Origin of the sequence: Sulfurovum sp. XGS-02, assembly GCF_023213175.1 — a bacterium.
In the GTDB taxonomy this organism is placed as follows: Bacteria; Campylobacterota; Campylobacteria; order Campylobacterales; family Sulfurovaceae; genus Sulfurovum.
The window spans coordinates 246,759-270,558 of record NZ_CP093312.1; the positions used below are offsets into that span (position 1 = coordinate 246,759).

Annotated in this window: 18 protein-coding genes; 15 read left to right on the top strand and 3 right to left on the bottom strand. The window is 42.2% G+C overall.

The genetic code is table 11. The features are described 5' to 3' along the window. Positions 1-23: 23 nt before the first annotated feature. Both MN086_RS01280 and MN086_RS01285 read left to right on the top strand, forming a co-directional pair. On the top strand, positions 24-7,331 hold the full coding sequence (locus tag MN086_RS01280) for an Ig-like domain-containing protein (protein ID WP_248576256.1): 7,308 nt from the start codon (positions 24-26) through the stop codon (positions 7,329-7,331). A gap of 2 nt (positions 7,332-7,333) precedes the next feature. Continuing rightward, positions 7,334-7,990 (top strand): porin family protein, encoded by a 657-nt coding sequence (locus MN086_RS01285; RefSeq protein WP_248576257.1) that lies wholly within the window; start codon positions 7,334-7,336, stop codon positions 7,988-7,990. Between the two features lie 26 nt (positions 7,991-8,016). Here MN086_RS01285 and MN086_RS01290 read toward each other — a convergent pair whose 3' ends face one another. Then, positions 8,017-8,232 (bottom strand): hypothetical protein, encoded by a 216-nt coding sequence (locus MN086_RS01290; RefSeq protein WP_248576258.1) that lies wholly within the window; start codon positions 8,230-8,232, stop codon positions 8,017-8,019. A 40-nt stretch (positions 8,233-8,272) separates the two neighbouring features. Between MN086_RS01290 and bcp the strand changes: the two genes are divergently transcribed. The 5 genes from bcp to MN086_RS10995 all read left to right on the top strand — a co-directional run bounded on the left by bcp (position 8,273) and on the right by MN086_RS10995 (position 11,950). Further along, a complete protein-coding gene (bcp, locus tag MN086_RS01295; RefSeq protein WP_248576259.1) occupies positions 8,273-8,743 on the top strand; it encodes a thioredoxin-dependent thiol peroxidase in 471 nt (156 codons plus the stop codon). A 266-nt stretch (positions 8,744-9,009) separates the two neighbouring features. Next, positions 9,010-9,957, top strand: a complete 948-nt coding sequence (gene rpsB, locus MN086_RS01300) for a 30S ribosomal protein S2 (protein WP_248576260.1) — start codon at positions 9,010-9,012, stop codon at positions 9,955-9,957. 2 nt (positions 9,958-9,959) lie between these two features. After that, positions 9,960-11,021 carry a translation elongation factor Ts gene (gene tsf, locus MN086_RS01305; RefSeq protein ID WP_248576261.1) on the top strand — a complete coding sequence of 354 codons (1,062 nt, stop codon included), beginning with the start codon at positions 9,960-9,962 and terminating at the stop codon, positions 11,019-11,021. A gap of 156 nt (positions 11,022-11,177) precedes the next feature. Then, positions 11,178-11,828, top strand: a complete 651-nt coding sequence (locus tag MN086_RS01310; RefSeq protein ID WP_248576262.1) for an ABC transporter ATP-binding protein — start codon at positions 11,178-11,180, stop codon at positions 11,826-11,828. Next, a complete protein-coding gene (locus MN086_RS10995; protein WP_256465858.1) occupies positions 11,825-11,950 on the top strand; it encodes a hypothetical protein in 126 nt (41 codons plus the stop codon). The genes MN086_RS01310 and MN086_RS10995 overlap by 4 nt, the downstream gene beginning before the upstream one ends. A gap of 15 nt (positions 11,951-11,965) precedes the next feature. Here MN086_RS10995 and prfB read toward each other — a convergent pair whose 3' ends face one another. Next, a complete protein-coding gene (prfB, locus tag MN086_RS01315; RefSeq protein WP_248576263.1) occupies positions 11,966-13,060 on the bottom strand; it encodes a peptide chain release factor 2 in 1,095 nt (364 codons plus the stop codon). Positions 13,061-13,123: 63 nt separating this feature from the next. Here prfB and panC point away from each other — a divergent pair, with 63 nt between their 5' ends. Next, positions 13,124-13,948 carry a pantoate--beta-alanine ligase gene (gene panC, locus MN086_RS01320; RefSeq protein WP_248577070.1) on the top strand — a complete coding sequence of 275 codons (825 nt, stop codon included), beginning with the start codon at positions 13,124-13,126 and terminating at the stop codon, positions 13,946-13,948. A gap of 10 nt (positions 13,949-13,958) precedes the next feature. Here the strand turns inward: panC and MN086_RS01325 are convergent, their stop codons facing one another. Further along, entirely contained in the window at positions 13,959-15,998 is a 2,040-nt protein-coding gene (locus tag MN086_RS01325) for a penicillin-binding protein 2 (RefSeq protein WP_248576264.1), read from the bottom strand. Positions 15,999-16,083: 85 nt separating this feature from the next. On the opposite strand from MN086_RS01325, the gene MN086_RS01330 reads away from it, so the two are divergent. The 7 genes from MN086_RS01330 to MN086_RS01360 all read left to right on the top strand — a co-directional run bounded on the left by MN086_RS01330 (position 16,084) and on the right by MN086_RS01360 (position 23,766). Then, a complete protein-coding gene (locus MN086_RS01330) occupies positions 16,084-17,265 on the top strand; it encodes an FtsW/RodA/SpoVE family cell cycle protein (RefSeq protein WP_248576265.1) in 1,182 nt (393 codons plus the stop codon). Further along, the gene (murG, locus tag MN086_RS01335; protein WP_248576266.1) at positions 17,262-18,269 is read left to right on the top strand and encodes an undecaprenyldiphospho-muramoylpentapeptide beta-N-acetylglucosaminyltransferase; all 1,008 of its coding nucleotides are present in this window, start codon (positions 17,262-17,264) and stop codon (positions 18,267-18,269) included. The genes MN086_RS01330 and murG overlap by 4 nt, the downstream gene beginning before the upstream one ends. 48 nt (positions 18,270-18,317) lie before the next feature. Beyond that, entirely contained in the window at positions 18,318-18,758 is a 441-nt protein-coding gene (locus tag MN086_RS01340) for a hypothetical protein (protein WP_248576267.1), read from the top strand. A 267-nt stretch (positions 18,759-19,025) separates the two neighbouring features. Further along, positions 19,026-21,584, top strand: coding sequence for an alanine--tRNA ligase (gene alaS, locus MN086_RS01345; protein ID WP_248576268.1), 2,559 nt, complete (start codon positions 19,026-19,028; stop codon positions 21,582-21,584). Position 21,585: 1 nt separating this feature from the next. Then, the gene (locus tag MN086_RS01350) at positions 21,586-22,113 is read left to right on the top strand and encodes a hypothetical protein (protein ID WP_248576269.1); all 528 of its coding nucleotides are present in this window, start codon (positions 21,586-21,588) and stop codon (positions 22,111-22,113) included. Further along, positions 22,113-22,679 carry a septum formation inhibitor Maf gene (gene maf, locus MN086_RS01355; RefSeq protein ID WP_248576270.1) on the top strand — a complete coding sequence of 189 codons (567 nt, stop codon included), beginning with the start codon at positions 22,113-22,115 and terminating at the stop codon, positions 22,677-22,679. Before MN086_RS01350 ends, maf begins: the two co-directional genes overlap by 1 nt. After that, the gene (locus MN086_RS01360) at positions 22,672-23,766 is read left to right on the top strand and encodes a pyridoxal phosphate-dependent aminotransferase family protein (RefSeq protein WP_248576271.1); all 1,095 of its coding nucleotides are present in this window, start codon (positions 22,672-22,674) and stop codon (positions 23,764-23,766) included. Before maf ends, MN086_RS01360 begins: the two co-directional genes overlap by 8 nt. Positions 23,767-23,800 lie beyond the last annotated feature (34 nt).

Consider the following 23,800-nt stretch of genomic DNA (forward strand, 5'->3'; position numbering starts at 1 on the left):
TATTTATATGCATATTTTTTTCATTGTCGCTGAGTGCAGATCCTTTTCCTCCCCATGTAGATAGTAATATCACCGGTGCGCATTATGCCCCTGTATCCTGGCCGGCAGAGAATGAGTGGAAACCCTATAGCCGTTTTGGAAATGACATCAATGATGCACGTACCCAAGACCCTTCTAACGGCGGTACTGCTCCCCAAAACTATGTCAATGTCGCGTCATCATGTGTAGACACGGCCCAGCCAAGTGTGTATTATTTTCTACGTCAAGGTGCAACACCCGAAGAAGATGTCATTATGTTCCGTTGGAGAGTGGAGCAGATAGCCAATACCTATGCAACTGGACCAAATACAGGGGCATATAGCTCTGGAGATGCCTGGAATTCAGCACTTTGGACAGTTCTGTTTGATATAGATGGTGATGGTATCCGTGATGTGGCTGCGCATCTTGACGGTTCTTCAGGAAGTCCATCTGAACCGATTGATATGATTTTCGGTATTTACGGAGATATCCCAACACAATCTATTGACTACACAGCAGACCCAAACATTCAACTGATCGGACATAATCCTACTGCATTTGTTGGCACGGATGACAAAATCCTAAATTTTCATAATGGAACTGCTGTGGCTGATGTAAATTGGCCGAATGGTTCAGATGAAACGGTCTGGGATTACGGAACGACACGTTCCTCAGTGAGTGTGTCTTCTCCTTGTACGGAATATTATATTGATTACCAAATACCTGTAGCACTTATAGATGCAAGCAGATTTGGAGGACCAAAACTCACAAGAGAATCACCTATATCAATGATCTTCTGTACCGCCAACAGTTTGAACAACCCTTTTCAAAAAGACTGTGCTATCAATGCGGAATGGATCGCAGATCCGAATAAAGAAGCACCGTTTGGCGACTATATCAGCTTTAATAAGGAAGAACCATACGAACAACCGATTGTGGATGATATCGGCGCAAGTGGGTGTAACCCGACTGTTTTAACCGCAAAAGTCAAAGATGTGATCGCTATTGTGGATGGAGAAGCTGTCCCCTCCGTAAGTGATGTCATATTTTTCTACTATAGAGATGACAACGGTGATGGTGTGGCCAATGATGGAAATGAATGGACTCAGATACTAGCTCCAGCTATAAGAACGAGTTTTACAGATTGGATGGTAAATTGGAACTCTACAGAACTTTTCAAAGGACAGTATCTTATAGGGGTACAGACGATCGATGATCCTACCCTAGTTGATAATGATATGAATACCAGTGCTAAGGTGAATCGTACTTTCTCATATCTTTCTGAAGCAGAGGTAAATGCATCCATTTTAGCCGCAGGAGCAGCCTATACTGATGGAAATGAAATTTGGTATGCAAACCCCGATATCACTGGTGTGAAGAGTATATCACTTGCAGTCAATACCTGTGGAGTTGCACCTACGATTGAAAAGTATGCTTCTGTGGAAAACATTCTTGCCGGTGAAGATATCAATTTTACGATTGATATCAATAACTCTACAGGGTTTAATCTAGAAGTATCTCAAATTTCGGATGTACTTCCAAATGGCTTTAGCTATAAAAGCTTAGTTAGCCTTGAGTATGATGGAGTTCCTATTGCTATGAGTGCTTCTCCTATAGTTGGAGAGCAAGGTACGATCAGTTGGCATTTTAATGAGACAATTTTAGACGGTAGTCAGATCAAGCTCATATTTACTGCCCAATCAACGATAACATCAGGTTCGTATACCAATACCGCTTATGCTCAGACCAGTTATGGAACTTTGTTGAGTGATCCTGTCCCTATACAAGTGGATGGTGCTAGGATATCTCTCTCTAAAACACCAAGCAGTTATTTTGTAACACCAGGTGAAAGTTTAGTTTATACCTTGGATTATGCCAATGACTCCAGTATCGTGGTGACGGGTGCAGAGCTTAACGATACATTGCCTGCTGATGCAAGTTGTAATACCTACTCGATCAATGGCGGGGCAAATATAGACTGTTCTGGAATGGGGAGTATCATTAGCATACCTCTTGGTACCCTAGAAGCATTTGAAAGCGGTTCGGTTGAGATGAATGTTACGGTAGATGCATCGTACAGCACTACATCACTGCTGAATACAGCAATACTTACTGTCACTGCACCGGATGGATCAGATGTCAACAAAACTGCGGAGAGTAAGATCGGTGTGGATATACCTGTGGCGGCATTTACATTAGAAAAAACATCTGATGTAGACTTCGTTGCTTTAAATAATAATGTTGAATATACATTGACGTATACCAACTACGGAGATGCTGATGCTCTAGGAGTGACACTCACTGATACACTGCCCGTAGGTATGACTTATATCTCATCTGTCCCTTCTGCAACAGATAATGGAGATGGGACGTATACTTGGGACCTTGGTTCTGTAACGGCAGGTACTACAGCTAGCGTAACCATTACGACGGAGGCAACCGAAGATGCTTTGGTTACGGGCGTATTTACAGGGGAAAACCCTGCTAGAAATGAAGCAGTGTTGTCATGGAGTGGGCCTGCTGGAGGAGGATCAGTGGATGCCCATAAAAATGTGGGAATTGACAGTGAAACCTGTCAGGCATTTTACTATACGGATATCACCGGGGATGTTGGAAGTGCAGGTAACCAGTTATTGGCACAAAGTTCGATCACTAACGCACCGACTGAGCATAATGTAACCTTCAGTGCCAATAATTCTACAGAACATGTTGGAAAATATTATATGGATCCTGCAGCCTCCAATACTATTGACAGTACTGACTATACCCGGTTTGAAATCCTCTTAAACTATACATCATCAGTTGTTGCAAATGTTGATTTTACAGTGGCAGTGTATGATTATAACCCGGCTGATGGTACGACAACACTGATAGAGTCAGGGTTAACGGCAGGTTCAAACGGAAATTCAAATAAAACGATCTTAATGAGTGTGACCAACCCATACAATATCCCATCAGGACACCGAATACTATGGGATATTAATGCGACTTCCTCTAAAGTTACAACACTTTCATTTAATGTCAATAACAGACAAAACAGATCACTTCTTTGTAAAACAGCTCCAGCTGCTATGAGTATTGCTAAAACAGTTGACCACGCCAATGTGTCTGCAGGTGTAAATACACCTGTAACATACACGATTGATTATGCCAATATTAGTGGTACAGACGTGACCAATGCAGTGATTACTGATATCCTTCCGCCAAATGTCACCATCACAGGCTCTACACCTGCGATAACTTCCCAGGTAGGACAGGAAGCTACATTTAATATCGGTACAGTGTTAGCGGGTAGTAGTGGCCAGATTATTATAAATGCCACGATTAACGCTGCTGCATCAGGTACTTTGACTAATTTTGTTATAGTAAGCAGTGACAATGCAGAGGATGTCAATGATACAGCTCAAACAAGTGTAGGTCCTCTCTCAACTATGTCGCCTTCACTTACTATAAGTAAAAGAGTAGATAAAACCTATGTGAGTGCAGGTGAGACGCTGACTTATATACTGAAAGTTGTCAATACCGGGGGAGAAGCCACCGGTATTACTATAACAGATACGATCCCACAACAGATATATTTTGATTATGTAGTTGGTTCCATTACAGGTAGTACGGATGGTCCGGGTACTGTAGTAGCATCAGATAGCAATAGCCCTGATCTGAGTTGGACGATCAGTAGTTTAGCACAAGGTGAAGTGGCTACACTAACTTATAAGATGAGGACATCTGCTTCGGGCATTCCTGTAGGGGTAACGATACTGGATAACACGGCTATTGTTTCTGATAGTGAGTACTGTACTGCTGCAAGTGTGTCAGGATGTACAAGTAATACTGTGAGTGTGACGGTGAGCGGTAACCCTGTGCTCAATATCTCTATCTCACCGGATGCACCTACGAAGATTCCGGGTGAGACGATCACCTATACGGTAGATTATAACAATACAGGATCAGCCGATGCGAATAATACTAAAATTGTTATACCTGCACCAAATTATACGGTGATAGACCCTGCATCTCTGCCTGCAGGTGTGAGTTTTGATGGTACGAACAATCAGATTATCTATGATCTGGATACTCTGGCATCAGGTTCTAGCGGTACATTTACCTTTAATGCCATGATAGCTCAAATTATGCCAAGCGGTACGACGGAGATCTTGGCTACGGCAACAATCTCTGCCAGCAATGCGCAGAGTGATCTAGATACTACTGTAGTGACAGTAAATTCGGGTATTGATCTTACGGTTGATATCTCAGGTCCATCAAGCGGCACTTACCCTATAGCAACAATAGAACAAAACGCAGTGGCATCAACAACAATCACGATTAATGATGTGTCAGAGTTCTCAGTTGGAGATGTGATTAAGATCGGAGGGCTTTATACAGAGATCCTAGCAATCATAGGATCAACCATAGAACTTACTGATGCTGTGACAGTGAATGTGGGTGATAGCATCATCGGTAGTGTCATTTATAATGTTGTTTATCGTAATCATGGTGATTCTGATGCTATTGATGTTAACTTAACAGTGACCATTCCTACAGGTATGGAGCACTACACATCAGAAGTACCTGCAGATTTAAGTCCAGCCAAAGGAGACAGCGGAAGTGTGATCTGGAATATCGGAACGGTAGTCCCAGATCAGAGTGATAGTTACCAAATCACTGTTTTCCCATCAATGACAGGAAGTTATACGTTTACTACAAATATCGTAAGTACTGACATTGTTGACAATGTAGAGAACAACAATAGTGATGAGATCACAACAGTATTTGGCGGGCTTAAAATCACCAAGAGTACATCAACACCTTTAGTGCTTCAACCAGCAAGTGGCAATGAAGATGTGAATTATACAATTACTATAACCAATACACTAGCTATCGATATATCCGATGTCAATGTAACAGATACACTTCCACCAGGATTTATTTATAACACCACAACAAGTTCTATAGGAATAATAGATGCTACATATCCTTCACAACCACGATGGACTGGGATAACAGTACCTGCCAATGGAACAGTGACGATCGAGTTTACAGCACAGATTGATAATACAGTAGGAGCGGCAACATACCAAAATGCTGTTTACGCTATAACAGGTGAAGCTAATGTTTCGGTGACACAGTATGATGAATTAAGTAGTACAGCTGAAGATGTCACAGTTATAGATGGTGCAGATGGTTTGATAGAAGGATATATTTTTGAAGATAAAAATAGCAATGGTATATTTGATACTGGGGACATCCCTTATGTAAATGTTGAAGTTACCATCACGGATGAAAGTAATTCCTTATTCTTCTACACAGTGATGACAGACGGATCAGGATACTTTTCAAAAGTAGTAGCAGCAGGTAACTGGACAATACAACACGATACAACAAACATTGTTTTATCACTTTTGACAGGATACAGTAACCCGACATCAGTAGTAGTTACTGCAGGTGGAACTGTGTTGGATCTAAATCCGTATGTTGACTTTACTGCAATGCCAAGTATCAGCTTGATCAAAACAGTGGCTTCTATTTCTGGTACAGGAACGATAGGGGATACGATCACGTATAACTTTGAAGTCAACAATACAGGGAACGTAGATCTTACAAACATCACGATTACGGATGTGAATGCAACAGTTTCAGGTGGACCAATCGACTTGGCAGCGGGTACAGGGGACAACACCACCTTTACCGCAACTCATAGCATTACTGCTGCAGACATTGCAGCGGGACAAGTGACAAACCAGGCGCTCGTGACAGGTACGCCACCAAGTGGACCAGATGTCAATGATACTTCAGATGATAATTCACCAACAGAAGATGATCCGACCGTGGTGGATACCACAAATGGTTTAGACACATCGAACCCAAGTATCAGTGTAGAAAAAATTGGAACATTTATAGATGAAAATAATAATGGTTATGCAGAGGTTGGAGAAACTATTAGTTATGAATTTAATGTAACTAATACTGGTAATGTAACCTTGTATGATGTGAACCTTACAGATGACAATGCTGTGATTACAGGTGGTCCGATAGCTAGTTTGGCACCTGGGCAAAGTGATACTGTAACTTTTACAGGAGTGCATACAGTTACGTGGCAAGATATCATTGATGGGAAGGTGATCAATCAGGCTATAGTCATGGCTGAAGATTCACATGGCAATGATCTCAATGATACTTCAGATGATCCTCAAAACCCTGTAAATGATGACCTAGATAACGATGGTGAACCAGATGATGAAACTTCTACAGGATTGCCAATCCAGCCACCTATATCAACGGATGATACATATAATGCAGCAACAGGTGAAAGTGTTATTATTGATATAGTAAATAATGATAGTAGCGGTACTTTTGCATTGGATTCCGCTACAGTAACCCTTACGTCACCTTCAGGTGCAACAAATATAATCACAGATACGGATGGAGACACCGTAGGATTTACAGTTCCTGGAGAAGGTACATGGTCTGTAGATGAGACTACCGGTGAAGTGACCTTTATTCCAGAAGATGGGTATGTAGGTGATCCGACACCGATAGAATATACGATAGAGGATGAACAAGGTAATGAGACTACATCAGAGATCAGTATCAATTATCCACCAGTAGCCAATAATGATAATGTAACTGCAGAATTGAATGAAGTGATAACTTTAGAAGTGCTAGCGAATGATCAAAATACATCTGACCCATTTGACCCGACAACAGTACGTTTGATCGATTCTAATGGAAATGAAACAGATATATTATATGTACCTAACGAGGGAACGTGGATAGTAGAAACGAATGGATCAGTGACCTTTGAACCAGATTTTAATTTCAGTGGTGAGGCTAATATAAACTATGTAGTACGGGAAACAAATGGAGATGTAAGTAATGAGGCAACCATTACCATATATTACCCCTCAACTATAGATGCAATAGATGATGGAGTCATAAAAATTACTCACTATGGTCCAACGCCTATATATATACTTGATAATGATAGCTATGATGGAGATGTGACCATTAAAATTATTGAGCAACCTGCACACGGTTCAGTAGAAATTGTGGAAGATGTAGATGGCAGACAAAGGATACTTTATACACCAGAACCTGATTATAATTATGCTCCAGATACGTTTAGATATTCCATTACGGATGCCAATGGTAACGTAGCAGAAGCAACAGTAAGATTAGATATACAATGTGCATCTTCGCAAAGTTCAGACAGTGGTGATGCACTTGGTACAGTAAGTATGTTAGTCCTGGCTATGATGACACTGATGACAGGACTTTATTTTGTAAGAAGAGAAGAAGAAAGGGGAGAAGCATAATGATGAAAGGTATTGTAATTTTATCGTTTGTGATGACGACTACTTTAAGTACCACACTTTTTGCAGGAGGTAAAGAAGTGATTTTGGCTTCAACACCCGTTGCTTCAATAGAGATGATCGATCCTTCACCATGGTATCTTGGTGGAGGAGTAGTATGGGCAAAGCTTAGTGGGTGTAATCTTCAACCCGGATGTGAATATGAAGATGTGACATATGGTGCAATGGTCAGAGGTGGATATGAGTACAATCAATATTTGGGGATAGAAGCAAGATATCTACATACTTTTTTGGATGAAGGTCCTTTTGGGGGGACACCGCTTGCACATGCAGGAATTTTTCTTAAACCACAGTATCCTGCAAGTGAAAGAGTCAATCTCTATGGGCTGCTTGGTTATGGATATACTGAAAACCTGGGAAACGGTGCCAGGTTAAACTATTTTGACAGTGGCTGGGGGTTCTCTGCGGGTGCCGGCATAGAGTATGATCTTTCTGACCGTGAAGGCGATAGGATAGAGAATGGTAATTATGATAGAGCGTTTGACGGTTATGCTGATCAAGGTAGGGGGTGGAGTCTTTTTTTAGATTATCAACGTTTACTTATTAAATCTGATGTACCTGATCTAAATGCTATTTCTCTTGGTTTAAGGTATGACTTCTAAATAAAAAGATAGATCCCTTTTAGTAGTTATTCATACTTCTTAAACTGTTGGAGCCACGCTTTGTCTTCTTCACTGAGTGTGCCTACTCTTTTGAGGAGCTTTTTCTTTGTGGAGATCAGGTCATCGATCTCCAAGTATGCTAGTAGATCTGGGTTGATCGTTGGCTCTTCTCTGCCGTATGCGATCAGTTTTTCTATATCTGCCAGTAATTCTTCTTTGGTTTGTTTGTTTTCTTGATTCATTTTGTTATACTACCCAAAAAGAAATTATAAAGGATACAGTATGTTAGAAGTAGGCGCACAAGTACCGGATTTTTGTTTACCCAACCAGGATGAAGAAGAGATCTGTTTTAGAGACATTAAAGGAAAGTGGATCGTACTCTATTTCTATCCAAAAGACAACACACCGGGATGTACGACAGAAGCCTGTGATTTCACAGCAGCACTTCCTGATTTCACGGATTTGGATGCCATTGTTTTAGGGGTGAGCCCGGATTCTCCTAAAAAACACAGAAATTTCATCGAAAAGAAAGACCTGAAGATCACTCTCTTGGCAGATGAAGAGAAAGAACTCTGTAATCTTTTTGGCATTTGGCAGCTGAAGAAGTTCATGGGTAAAGAGTATATGGGTGTGGTACGTTCTACTTTCATCATAGACCCTGACGGAAAAGTCGCTGCAACCTGGACAAAAGTGAAAGTCAAAGAACATGTGGATGCTGTAAAGGCTAAACTCCAAGAGCTTCAAAACGCATAATACTACTTTGGACAAGGTTTTCCCTTGTTCTTGTTTCTCCCCTTACATTTTATAAAAATTTAAAGATTATTTCGGTATAATCGCGCTCCTTATTCGAGAGGATAATGGAAATACTCATGTAGTTATTCCTTGCACGGTTGTGTGATTCTAAATTTAGAATTGACATTGAGGACTACAGCGGATCAAACCTAGTGATGAAGCATATGCTTTTAACTGAGCTTTTACAGAAGAAAGTTCTATTATGATTATATACCAAGGAGAAACTTATGGTAACAATGAAAGACCTACTCGAATGTGGTGTACACTTCGGGCACCAAACAAGAAGATGGAATCCAAAAATGAAGAAATTCATTTTCGGTGCAAGAAAGAACATCTACATCATCGACCTTCAAAAAACACTTAGATACTTCAAATATACTTACAACATCGTAAGAGATGCAGCTGCTGAAGGGCAAACTGTACTTTTTGTAGGTACTAAAAAACAAGCTAGACAAGCGATCAAAGAGCATGCTGAGAGATGTGGTATGCCTTACGTTTCAACTAGATGGTTAGGTGGAATGTTGACAAACTACCCAACAATGAAAAAATCGATCAGAAAACTTGAGATCATCGAGCAAATGGAAGAGACTGGACAGATCAATCTTTTGACTAAAAAAGAAGCATTGATGCTTAAGAGAAAGAAAGAGAAATTAAGCTCTTACCTCGAAGGTTTCAGACACATGAAAAAACTTCCAGACATGATGTTCGTTATCGATTCTGTGAAAGAACACATCGCTGTGAAAGAAGCAAGAAGACTTGGTATGAAAGTTGTTGCACCACTTGATACGAACTGTGATCCAGATATGGTTGATTATCCAATCCCTGGAAATGATGATGCTATCCGTTCTATCAACCTTTTCTGTCAAGAAATGGCTGAAGCGATCATCGAAGGTAAAGCGGCATATGCAGAAGCGACTGGTGAAGATGTTGAAGAAGTAGCAACAAGTGAAGAAGTAGCAGAAGTAATGGCTGAAGCAGCATCTGAAGAAGCTGCAGCAACTGAAGCTGATGATCTAACAAAACTTACAGGTATCGGTAAAGTAGGTAACGAAAAATTGATCGAAGCAGGGATCACTACATATGCGCAAATTGCTAACATGAGTGAAGAAGAAGCTGCAGACTTTAAAGTAAAAGCTGAAGCGATCGCTGAAGCAAAAGAATTGGCAGGAGCGTAATCATGGCAAACTTTGGACCTAAAGATATCAAAAAACTCAGAGAGATGACTGATGCAGGAATGATGGACTGTAAAAAAGCATTGACTGAAGCTGATGGAGATATGGACAAAGCGGTTGCATGGCTTAGAGACCAGGGTATGGGTGCTGCTGCTAAAAAAGCAGGTAAAGTTGCTGCTGAAGGTGCGATCTCTGTAAAAGTCGAAGGTAAAAAAGCAGTGATCGTTGAGATCAACTCTCAAACTGACTTTGTTGCACAAAATGACAAATTTAAAGCACTTTTGAATACAGTTGTAAATCATGCATTTGACAACAATCTTAAAGATGCAGAGGCGATCAATGCTTCTACGATCAACGGTGAGCCGTTTGCTGATTATCTTTCTCAGCAAATTGCTATTATCGGTGAAAAACTTGATGTAAGAAGAGCAGCACTTATCGAGGGAGATGAAACAACTGCGGTAAACGGTTATGTTCACTCTAACGGTCAGAACGGTGTAATCATTGAAGCAAAATGTGATTCTGCACAGACAGCTGAAGCAATGACACCTGTACTTAAAGAGGTAGCAATGCATGCAGCTGCAATGTCACCAAGTACACTCTCTTATAAAGATTTTGATCCTACATTCGTAGAAGAAGAGACTAAAGGTAGAATCATTGCTATCGAAAAAGAGAATGAAGAACTTACTAGACTTGGTAAGACATTGAAGAACATTCCTCAGTATATCTCTATGAGCCAATTGACTGATGAAGTGATGGCTGCAGCAGAAGCACTTCTCAAAGAAGAGCTTAAAGCTGAAGGTAAACCTGAAAAGATCTGGGACAGAATCCTTCCAGGGAAGATCGAAAGATTTATCTCAGACAATACAACACTTGACCAAGAGCAGTGTCTTCTTGATCAGAAATTTGTAATGGATGACAGCAAAACAGTGCTTGAATATGTTCAAGAAAAAGCAAAAGCGGCTGGTGGGTCTGCAGATATCGTACATTTTGTAAGACTAGAAGTGGGTGAAGGAATTGAAGTAGCAGAAGAAGATTTTGCTGCTGAAGTTGCTGCACAAATGGGATAAGGGTCAACCCTTATTCTTTTTTCCGTTCAAGCTGAGAGCTTGAACGGATGTTTATCTATTTTTCCTCTTTCTCTCAAACTACCTATCACATTATTATGTTAAAATATGCCATGAAATGGAACAATCCATACTTGTAAAACAGTTTAAAGGCAACAGATGTCCCAATTTTTATTGGAAGCACAAAATATTTCCCACGGGTTTGACACCCTTTTATTTCACGATGTAAACTTTTCATTAAAGCCCTCACAAAGTGCAGCGATCATTGGTCGAAGCGGCTGCGGTAAGTCCACGCTTTTACATATATTTTCAACCTTCATCAGACCCGATAAAGGGAGCGTGACATTGTTTGGAAAAGATCTTTACACCCTTGATGACAAGGCGATCGAAGCATTGCGCCGTTATGATATAGGGATCATCTTTCAGTTCCATTATCTCTTTAAAGGCATGAGTGCACTGGAAAACATTGAAGTAGCCAGTATGTTAAGTGCTGAGAACATCGATGATGCCATACTTGAAAAATTAGAGATCAAAGAATTGATGAAACAAAAGATAGGTGAACTCTCCGGAGGACAGCAGCAGCGTGTTTCTGTTGCAAGGGTCTTGAGTAAAAAACCTCGCATCATTTTTGCCGATGAACCCACAGGGAATTTGGATAAAGAGACAGCTGAACTGGTGATGGATGTACTGTTGCATTACATAAAAGAGACAGGAGCAGGGCTTTTACTGGTAACCCATGATGACAGCATGGAAGCACGCTGTGATGTTGCCTATAAGATAGAAGATAAAATACTCAAGGAGAAAAAATGAAAATAGATTTAATGCATGCACTCTATACGACCTCTATGGTACTTTTGGCCTTTGTCGCAGCTTTAGTGATCACAAAAACGATCTCTAAATATACGGAAAAAAAGGACAAGGAACAAAAGTAGCAAGAAGTTGTGTATCTATCTTGCTTGCGTGATCAGTACACCTTCTAGCATTTTGTCTATGTCACCATCCAGTATGGCATCTACATTGGTAAAGGCCTGGTTAGACCTTGTGTCCTTGACCTGCTGGTAGGGTTGCATGACATAAGAGCGTATCTGGTGCCCCCATCCAATGTCTGATTTCTCCACACCATCCAATGCCGCTTGTTTTTTAGCCATCTCATACTCATAAAGACGAGATTTCAGCATTTTCATGGCTGCTGCTTTGTTCTTATGCTGGCTTCGGTCATTTTGGCACTGGACGATGATATTTGTCGGTATATGGGTAAGACGGATGGCGGATTCAGTTTTGTTGACATGTTGTCCACCTGCACCCGAAGCACGGTAGGTGTCCACACGTAGGTCTTTGTCTTCGATGGTGATGTCTATGTCATCATCTATCTCCGGTGAAACCATCACGGAAGAGAATGAAGTGTGGCGTTTGGCATTGGAGTCAAAAGGAGAGATACGTACCAGTCGGTGGATACCGTTCTCTACTTTGAGGTAACCATAGGCATTTTCACCCTTGATGATAAAAGAGACATCTTTGATACCTGCTTCGTCCCCGGCCTGATAGTCAAGTCCTTCGACCTTAAAGCCATGTCTCTCTGCCCATCGCAGATACATACGGTAGAGCATACTGGCCCAATCCTGAGATTCCGTACCCCCGGCACCCGGATGTATGGAGACGATGGCATTGGCACCGTCATGTTCCCCACTGAGCATCATCTGTACCTCTAGCGCATTGGTACTCTCCTGCAGGCTATCAGCATCTTCATAGAGCATCTCCAGTGTCTCTTCGTCATTCTCTGCTTTAGATAGTTCAAAATATTCACTGGCATCATGGACGGCATCATAGGCACTGTTATAGGTAGCCAAAATACGTTCAGCTTTGGTTTTTTCCTGAGAGATCTTACCGGCATTGGCTGCATCGTTCCAAAAATTAGGATCTTGCTGCATCTCTTCGATCTCTTTGAGTCTCGCCTCCAAGACATCCGGCTTTACAATATTTTTAATATTGTCCATTTTAATCGTAAGTGATTTGAGTAATTCGCTGTATTCGTATGCATCCATAGTAAAAACCTAGTGTAATTTTGATATGATTTTATCAAAATATAGTGAAATATGAGGTTAGAGATGGTTATCGTTCGGACAATAGAGGCTTTACAGGAAGCCAAAAAAACATTATCGGGTTCTATAGGTTTTGTTCCTACCATGGGCGCACTGCATAAAGGGCATCTTTCACTTATACAGCAGGCCAAACAAGAGAACGATCATCTTATTGTTTCCATTTTTGTCAACCCTACACAGTTTTTGGAAGGGGAAGACTTGGATGCCTATCCCCGTAAAGAGGAAGCCGATGTGAAGATATGCAAACTCGCAGGTGTGGATATACTCTTTATGCCGACGATCGATGCAATGTATGAAAAGGATGAACTGAGTATAGGTGCACCTGCGATCCGTGGGTATATTCTGGAAGGAGAAAAGCGTCCAGGTCATTTTGACGGTATGCTTCAAGTGGTCATGAAACTGCTTAATCTCAGCGGTGCAACCAATGCCTACTTTGGGAAAAAAGATGCACAGCAGTTAGCCCTCATCATACAGATGGTCAAAAATTATTTTATGGATGTCAATATCATTCCCTGTGACATTGTAAGAGATGAGAACGGACTGGCTTTAAGCAGCCGTAATGTGTACCTGCAAGGGGAGGAGAAAACGCGTGCACTCTCTCTTGCACGTTCACTCAAGCGTGCGACCAAAATGGTCATGGCTGGAGAACTCAATGCTGAAGTGATCAAAAAAGAGATGTTGACCGTGCTCGAAGAGACGGACCAGGTTGAGTATGTGGCGATCGTCGACAGAGCATTTAATGCACTTGACACCATAGAGATAGGGAATACGATCATTCTTGTTGCCGCATGGGTGGGTAAACCCAGACTGATTGATAATATGTGGATCTAAATCTCTACCTTTAAAATAGATCTTCAAAAAGTTCTTGAGTCGATTTCTCTTTCGCAGGCTTTGTACTGACCGGTTTAGGTTCAGGCTTTGGTTCAAGTTTAAAAAGTTCTTTTACAGAAGGTCTAGGTTTGACCTCCGGTGCGGCAGTTACTTTTTTCTTATCTTCTTGTTGCGGTACTAAAGGTTTCTGGATCGCCACAGGCGGTGTTTCGGGTGCTACCTTGATCTCCGGACTGGTGACTTCCAGCCCGCCTTCAGGCTTCAAATAATCCAGCTCTACAAGTATGTCCAGTACTCTTCTGAATGTAGGTACTGCAGATTGTGATGCAAAGTATTTATAGGGTTTTTTTGCACGTATCACCAATGCACCGATCGTATATTTATTTCCTTCTTTATCGTTGGCAAAACCATAAAAGCTGCTGTGGTACTCTCTCACATAGCGACCGTGCTTAGCGATGTGAGCTGTTCCTGTTTTCCCACCGACTTCCAAGCCCGGGTAGTCAGCTTTGACACCCGTACCGCGTTTGACCACCTCTAAAAGGATATCATGGACCTGGTTAGCAGCTTTTTTACTGACGGCCTGCATATTCCCGACTTTAGGAGGGAGGGTATAGTGCCTGCCTTTTGCATCCTGTAGATAATCGACTAAACGGGGCGTCACAGCCAAACCGTCATTGTTGAAAGCGGAGTAGGCTTTAAGCAGTTGGGTGAACGTCACCATCATACCATAGCCGAATGAAGAGTTGGCTCTATGCATTTTATGATTGAGCAATCTAAGCGATTTGAGAGAGCCTGGTAGATCCCGTGAGAGGTCTATCCCCGTCTTTTGTGCAATACCGAACTTGAGCAGTCCTTCCCTAAACTCTTTGCCCGTAAGCAGCCATGAGATTTGAGAAGTACCGATGTTGGAAGAGTGTACCACAATATCTGTGACGGAGAGAGATTCAAAATAGTCATCGTCACTTACATGCTGTCCCCCTGTAATGTCAAATCTTTTATAGCCTGTCTTGAACCATGTATCAGGGGTGATCCTTTTTTTGTCAAGTGCCATTGCAATTGTGATTGGTTTAAGAACAGAACCTGCTTCATACGGGTACTCTGTAAATTTCGGTACCAATGCAGGGATGTCTTTTTGCGTGATATGTGCGGGATCGTAGCGTTCAGAACTTGCCATGCTCAGTACTTTACCTGTCTCACTCTCCATCACACCGACTAGGATCTCATCGGCATCAATACTGAGTTTCATTTGGTCTATCATCAGTTCGACACGTCTTTGCAGGGCCAGAGGAATATTGAGATGAAGGTCCAGCCCGTCAACACGCTGCATCTTGATACTGTTCTTGTCATGGATGACAGCACCGACCACATCACGTTTACCTTGAAAATATCCGTTTTTCTTAGAGGTAATGTGTTTTTCATACGCACGTTCAAGACCTTTTCTTCCTGATGGGCGCGTGTACCGTCCATCACTTTCATCACCTACATAGCCCAATATCGGACTTAAAACATCACTAAGAGGAAAACGTCTGCTCTCACCGTTTTCTATGATATCCAGACCATAGAGCACTTCTATGCCGTTACGGAGCTTGATAGACTGAAAGACATCCAGTTTACGTAATTTATAAGCGAGGGATTTAAGTTGCATCGCTGAACGTGCATTAATGGTCTTGGAGAGGATGATATTACCTTTGATCTCTTTACCTTTACGATTTTTAAACCTTTCAAGGATCTCACTTTCAGGGATACCGCTATAGATACTGAAGAGTTTGACAAACAGTGCTTTTTTGTCAGGGTCTATACTCGCTCCACGCACCACTGCCTGATAGGTTTTTTCTGAACTGCTAAGGGTGTAACCGTCATTAGAGATGATGGACCCTCGAAATGCACGGTCATAGATCGTAGTAGTATGGCTGGGGATATGTCTGTCTGAAGAGATGGTTTTTACTACGGAGAATAAGAACATACCCATTGCAAGGAATAAGAGTAAAAAAAGGAAAGAAATTTTGGTCTTTCTTTGATGTATCGCTCTGTTTTGTATGTCTTTATTCATATTTCCCTCGTATAGAGTGTAATTTTATCAAAGTTATTTGTTAAATCTGATAAAATACTAGTGAATAAAAGAAAGAGAATATGATATGGTAGACAAACCCCTTTTAGCAGGTGTTATGACACTTCTGACACTATCATTAGTGATGAGCTATTCTCTCTCTACCTATACCGTTCTGCATTTTAATTATGCAGGTTTTCACTTTTTTATACGGCAAAGTATAGCTGTTTTTATAGGCTTGGGGACAATGGTGCTTTTAAGTAGAATGGACCCTGACAGATGGTTTTCACGCATAGGATTGTCACTATTTATCCTCTTTTTTGTTTTGATGATCGGCATGCAGTTCCTGCCTTCGTCCCTTGTTACAGCGGTAGGAGGGGCCAAACGATGGATACATGTAGGGCCCATGTCCATTGCGCCTGTTGAATTCTTTAAAGTAGGGTTCGTCTTCTTTTTGGCCTGGAGTTTTTCCCGCAAATTGCTCAACAAAACAAAAATGCAGTTTTGGGAAGAGGTACGTACGTTTACCCCATATCTTTTTGTCTTCATGATAGCCGTCGTTATCATTGCTGTATTTCAAAAAGACCTGGGTCAAGTGGTCGTATTGGGAGCGACACTGATGGTATTGTTCTTGTTTATAGGAAGTTCTTGGAAGTTCTTTCTAAGTCTACTTTCCGTGGGTTTTCTGGCTTTTATAGGACTTATTTTCCTGGCACCTCACCGTATGGCACGAATCAAAAGCTGGTGGGGGACGGTACAAGACAGCATACTCTCTCTTTTCCCTTTTGAATCGGTTCAGAACCTTCGTATAGAGGCAGGAAAAGAACCCTACCAGATTTCCAATTCACTCAATGCCATTTATAATGGCGGCTTCTGGGGGCAAGGTTTGGGAAATGGTCAGTTCAAATTGGGGTATCTAAGTGAAGTGCATACAGATTTTATTTTGGCAGGTATCACGGAAGAGTTGGGGTTTTTAGGACTTGCTTTGGTGACAATGACGATATTGTTTATTGTCTTTCGTATCTTCAAGATCGCCTCGAAAGTGAAAAACCCTATGTATTATCTCTTCTCTATAGGGGTAGGGTTGCTGATCTCCTTGGCATTTATTCTTAACTCTTACGGAATCTCGGGGATCACACCAATTAAAGGAATTGCCGTACCGTTTTTGAGTTATGGGGGGTCGCATATATGGGCTTCATGTATCGCTATAGGTATGGTTTTGATGGTATCTAAAAAGGTGCCAAGAGATGCTAAAGGAAGAATGCGATGAGTATTGTAATGACAGGCGGTGGTACAGGTGGACATTTGGCCATCATCAAGGCGGTGAAAGAGCATCTGAAAGAGGAAGAATTGATCTATATCGGTTCGACCAAAGGACAGGACAGACAGTGGTTTGAAGAGGATGATGACTTTGCATACAAATACTTTTTTGACACACGCGGTGTGGTAAACCAGGGAGCATTAGGCAAGGTCAAATCACTCTTTATGCTGTTCAAAGCAACGATGAAAGCCATCAGACTTTTAAGAAAGCATCAGGCCAAAGTGGTCTTTTCCGTGGGCGGTTTCTCGGCTGCGGCTACGGCATTTGCAGCCAGGATTTTGCGTATACCACTGGTCATCCATGAACAGAATGCCGCACTGGGTTCGCTCAATAAACTGCTCAAACCTCATGCTGCTGCATTTATCTCTTCGTATCTTGAGGAGAGTCCCATCAAAGCCTATCCGATCAAACAGATATTTTTTGAGAATGCCCGCATACGGGATAAAGTCGGAACGATCATCTTTCTTGGCGGGTCCCAGGGGGCAAAAGCGATCAACAGACTGGCTTTAGAGATCGCACCCCAACTCAAAGAGAGAGGGATCAGGATCATTCATCAAGCCGGACAGAAGAACATCGGTGAGGTACAAAAGGCCTATGATGATCTGGGTATAGAAGCAGAAGTGTTCGGTTTTACGACCAAACTGGCAGAGTATATGAAGGAAGCAGACCTGGCCATAGCACGTTCGGGTGCATCGACACTTTGGGAACTCTCTGCCACAGCCCTGCCTGCACTCTACATTCCCTACCCGCATGCTGCAAGTGACCACCAGTTTCATAATGCCCGGTTCCTGGTGGAACAAGATCTTGCCTGGATCATGAGGGAAAATGAGATAGACAGGGAAAAGGTCCTGGCACTGTTGGATGAGGAGCTGTCAGAGAAAAGCAGGGGACTTATGGAGATCGTTGAAAAAAACGGTAGTGAGAAGATCTCAGCGTTATTGACACAAATCTGACACGTTTATGTGTTATGATGGGTTAAAATAAAAGCAAAAGGATTGATCATGAAAAAGTGTATGATGTTGATACTCTCTGTAGTATCCGTTATGGCATTGAGTGGCTGTGGGGGTGGAGGTGATGATGGACCGGTACCCGAAACATATTTTATTACAGATGGTTTTGGTAATGGTGTCGGTGGTATCATTTATCATTGTGACAGTGGTTTAAGTGGTGTTACTAATTTTGAAGGTGCATTTACCTTTGACATTATTGGGGATAATTGTAATTTTGATTTGGTGACAAACAGTATTGTAGATGATCTGTTTATTGAATCTGATAATGATCCATTTACGGATGCAGGTATAAACGGTATCTATTTTGAATGTGTTGAAAACGGTATCCTGACTGCATCAGGCACTACAAGTTATGATCCAATTTTAGATTTTAATGGTTTTATTGTAGATGGAAGTCAGTATGATGGTTGTACACTGTTTGATATCTATTAAGATGTGACATATCTAATATGTAGTGTTCCTCCGTTACATAACTTTTTTGTGTCACTTAGAAAAAGATACTAATGACAAACAGCTGTATTGAAGACACAAATCCGACACAATTATTGTGTAGTATATGTCTGAACCTATCCACAGTAGGGCTATATACAACGAAATAGAACGTATAGCCCTGCGAAATTCTACTCTTTACCTCTAAGTAACCACAATTTAGCTAAAATGTCACCAATTTATACAACACAATTTTAGGATCAGATTATCATGGATATCAGAAAAGAATTTCTAGACTTTTTTCAAAGTAAAGGGCATCAGCTCATACCATCTTCACCACTTGTACCGGACGACCCGACACTTATGTTCACCAACGCAGGTATGGTACAGTTCAAGAACATCTTTACAGGTGAAGCACCTATCCCTGAAATCCCTCGTGCGACCTCTTCTCAAACCTGTTTAAGAGCAGGGGGAAAACACAATGACCTTGACAATGTCGGTTATACTGCACGCCACCATACACTTTTTGAAATGTTGGGGAATTTCTCTTTTGCGGATTATTTCAAAAAAGAAGCCATTGCTTATGCCTGGGAGTTTGTGACAAGCGAGAAGTATCTGAACCTTCCTGTAGAGAAGCTTTGGGTGACTGTGCATACGAGTGATGACGAAGCGGAAGAGCTATGGAAAGAACATATAGCGGCAGACCGTATCTTGCGTTTTGGTGATGCAGATAACTTCTGGCAGATGGGAGACACGGGTCCTTGCGGTCCTTCTTCTGAGATCTTCTATGACCAAGGGGAAGAAAACTTTAATGGTCCAGAGGACAAAATGGGTGGAGAAGGTGATAGATTTCTAGAGATCTGGAACCTGGTATTCATGCAATACTATCGTGATGAAACCGGTACACTGACTCCGCTTCCGAAACCTAGTATTGATACAGGTATGGGACTGGAGAGAGTGGTTGCCATCAAAGAGGGTAAACTCAACAACTACCACTCTTCACTCTTCATGCCTTTCTTGGAAAAGATCGGTGAACTTGTAGGGGCACCTTATGAGTTCGAAGCACCTAACTCTGCTTCTTACCGTGTAATCGCCGACCATTTACGTTCTTGTTCATTCCTGCTTGCTCAGGGGGTGAACTTTGACAAAGAGGGCCGGGGGTATGTACTTCGCCGTATCATGCGCCGTGCTATCCGTCACGGGTACCTGCTTGGATTACGTGAACCGTTCATGTATAAACTGGTAGATACTTTGATCGAGCAGATGGGTGAGCAGTATGAGTATCTGCCGGATAGAGCTGAAGCGATCAAAACAGCTATGAAGATGGAAGAGGAGCGTTTCTTTGATACGATCGAAGCAGGGATTAAACTCTTCAATGAAGAGTTGAAAAACACTTCCGATGTCTTTAACGGTGAAGTAGCCTTTAAACTCTATGATACCTATGGTTTCCCGCTTGACCTCACAGAAGATATGCTTCGTGAGAAAAATATCAAGCTTGATATAGAGGCATTCGATACAAAGATGGAAGCACAAAAGGCACAATCAAAAGCCAACTGGAAAGGTACAGGTGATGCTGCAGAGACAGGTGACTTCAAGGCACTGAAAGAGGCGTTTGATGTCAATACGTTTGTCGGTTATGAAAGCACGACTGCAAAAGCAAAAGTATTGGCTCTGCTGGATGAAGAGTTTACTCAGGTAGAGAGTATTGACGGGAAAGGTTGGGTCCTGCTTGACAAAACACCGTTTTATGCGGAGTCAGGTGGACAGACAGGCGATAGCGGAACACTCAACAGCGATGTAAAAGTCCTCGATACAAGAAAGTTCCTCGAGATGAACCTTTCTGAAGTGAAAGGTAAGTTGCGTGTGGGTGATGAGGTAGAGGCTGTGGTAGATAACAGCCGTGCCGAGATAGAAAAACACCACTCTGCAACGCACTTGCTTCATGCAGCACTCAGGGCGGTTCTGGGAGACCATATCGCTCAGGCGGGTTCACTCAATGATGACAAGAGATTGCGTTTTGACTTCTCTCATCCTCAAGCAATGACGGCTGAAGAGATCGCCAAAGTGGAAGCATGGGTGAACGATAAGATCTCCAGAGCCATCCCGGGGAAAACAGAAGTGATGTCTATAGAAGCAGCGAAGAACTCCGGTGCGATGGCACTCTTTGGTGAAAAGTACGGGGACGAAGTACGCGTCGTTAGTTTTGCAGGAGACTCTATAGAGTTATGCGGTGGTACACACGTAGGGAATGCGGCTCAGATAGGTCTTTTTATGATAACGAAAGAGAGCGGTGTCAGTGCCGGTGTAAGACGTATTGAGGCTGTGTGTGGAAATGCTGCAAGAGAAATGGTCAATGCATTAAGAGATGAACTGACCGAGATCAAAACAGAGCTCAAGAACCAAAACCCGATAGCAGGTATCGCTAAACTTAAAGAGCAGGTGAAAACACTCAAAGGTGAATTGGCTTCAGCCATGAGCAGCTCTCAAAAAGAGTTGAGTCCGGTTGAGGTCAACGGCGTGAATGTCATCGTAGAAGAGGTAGAAAACGGTGACATTAAAACGATGATCGATGAGATCAAAAACAAATATGAGAACATTGCTGTGATGCTCTTTATGAAAAAAGGTGACAAAGTGATGCTTGCGGCAGGTTCTAAAAACACACCGATCAAAGCAGGTGACTGGATCAAGTCGATCGCACCAATCGTTGGCGGCGGTGGTGGCGGACGTCCTGACTTTGCACAGGCAGGCGGGAAAGATCCGAGTAAGGTCACTACGGCACTGGAAGAGGCAAAAGTCTATTTGAGTGAAGTATTGGAAGGCGGAAACTAAGATGACAGAACTATTTGGCAACTATGGGCAATTGATCGTTTTTTTACATGTACTTTCTGCTTTTATCTGGGTAGGCGGTATGATCGCGATCCGTGTGGCAGTTCATCCCGTCATTCAGCGAGGCGGTGTGACTGCAGCAGAAATGCTGGAAAACGATGTCAAGTCTTCCATGCTGGTGCCTAAACAGAGATTGGGTATCACCCTGCAGATCACGGGCAGACTCTTTAATCTTGTGATGCTTTTTATTGCGATCCTGTTTATCACAGGTTTGATCATGGCGATAGCAACAGGCGGACACCACGGTGATCTCAAGTCGCTTTTTCTCTCTAAAGAGATCATTTGGACGGTGATGGCAGTCAACTACACCTATATGTATATCAAACGTGCAAAGGCTTGGAAACTCTTCTCTCAAGGTGAGGTTGCACTGGCAAAAGCACAGATGAGTTTCATTCCCAATTTACTTTTACCGATCAATATTGTGTTAGGGATCGCAGCATTATGGTTAGGTGTATCTCTTAGAGGACTGTAATGATCTATTTGTGTTCATCTTCTGAAAGCAGGGCGTTGCTTCTTACTAACTTTGGCATCGATTTTATGCAAAAGTCAGTAGCGTATGATGAAGAACAGATCACCACACCCATAGCAAAAGATTTTGTCTATACCGCAAGCAAAGGGAAACTCGATGCAGCCATTCGTCAGTTTGGGATTGAGACACCTCTGCTCTGTGCAGATACGGTCATCGCTGCTGCGGATGGAACGATCTTGAGAAAACCCAAAAATAGAGAAGATGCAAGACGTATTTTGAGGATACAAAGTGGTTCGACCATCTCTATCATCTCTTCTGCCCACTACAGGTCAAAACATCTGGCTTTTTCAGATATCTCTGCAACGCATTACCATTTTTCAAAGTTTGAGGAAGAGGATCTGGAGAAGTATCTTGAGAGCGGACTGTGGCAGGGCAAAGCAGGTGGATGCATGGTCGAAGGTTTTTGTAAAAAATACATCAAATCCGTAGACGGCCATGAAAGCACGGCGATGGGTCTACAGGTGGAAACACTCTTGCCATGGATAAAGGTAAAAAATCAATATGTATGAAAATGAATTAAAAGCCCTCAAAAAAGCTGGACGGTTGAGAGATCGTAAACTCTATGATGACAGGTTGGATGATCTGGCTTCCAATGATTACTTGGGGTTGTCACTTAATAAAAAACAGTTTAAAAAAGCGGTCAAACTGGTCAATGAATATGAAACGATCAGCTCCAAAGCGAGTATGCTGGTGAACGGCTACCATCCTATACACAGGATCTTTGAGATGACCATGGCTGAGTATAACGGTTTTGAAGAGGGACTTGTGGTAGGTTCCGGTTTTCTGGCGAACATGGCACTCATAGAGGCATTGGTACGTAAAGGAGATATGCTTTTCATGGATGAAGAGTACCACGCTTCAGGCGTGATGGCTTCTCAGCTTTTGGGAGACAGGGTGGTCACATTTGCGCATAATGATGCGGAGGACCTGAGAGAAAAGTTAGCCGCATACCCGGCCAAAAGACAGATCATCGCAGTGGAGGGTGTCTACTCGATGGGCGGTGATCTTTGCAAAAAAGAGATCTTTGACATTGCCGATGAAGTCAAGGCACTGCTTATCGTCGATGAAGCACACAGTGCAGGAGTACTTGGCACCAAACTCCTGGGTATCTTTGAGTATTACGGTATCAGTATCAATGAGAGACATATCAAGATGGGGACACTGGGGAAAGCTTATGGTTCTTACGGTGCCTATATCCTGGCTTCGAAAAACGTGATCAGTTTCCTGGAGAACAGAGCAAAACCCATCATCTATTCCACCGCACCCTCTGTGTTTGATACCGCATTGGCACTGGTCAATGTCGAACATATACGTAAAAAAGCAGAAAAATATAGAAAGAAGATCCTCGAGCGACAGGTAGCGGTAAGAAAACAGTTGGGGATCGAGTGTCAGAGTCTCATCGTACCTATAGAAATGCCAAGCAATGAACATACACTCTTTGTACAGAAAGGCTTGATGGCACAAGGGTACCTGGTAGGTGCAATACGTCAGCCTACAGTGAAAAAACCTATCATCAGGGTGATATTGAACCTGGGTATCTCTGTACAGAAGATCAGACATGCGTTAGCACTCATTAGTCATAACACGGTACAATAACCATTCAAAATAAAAAAATGTATATATTATAAAG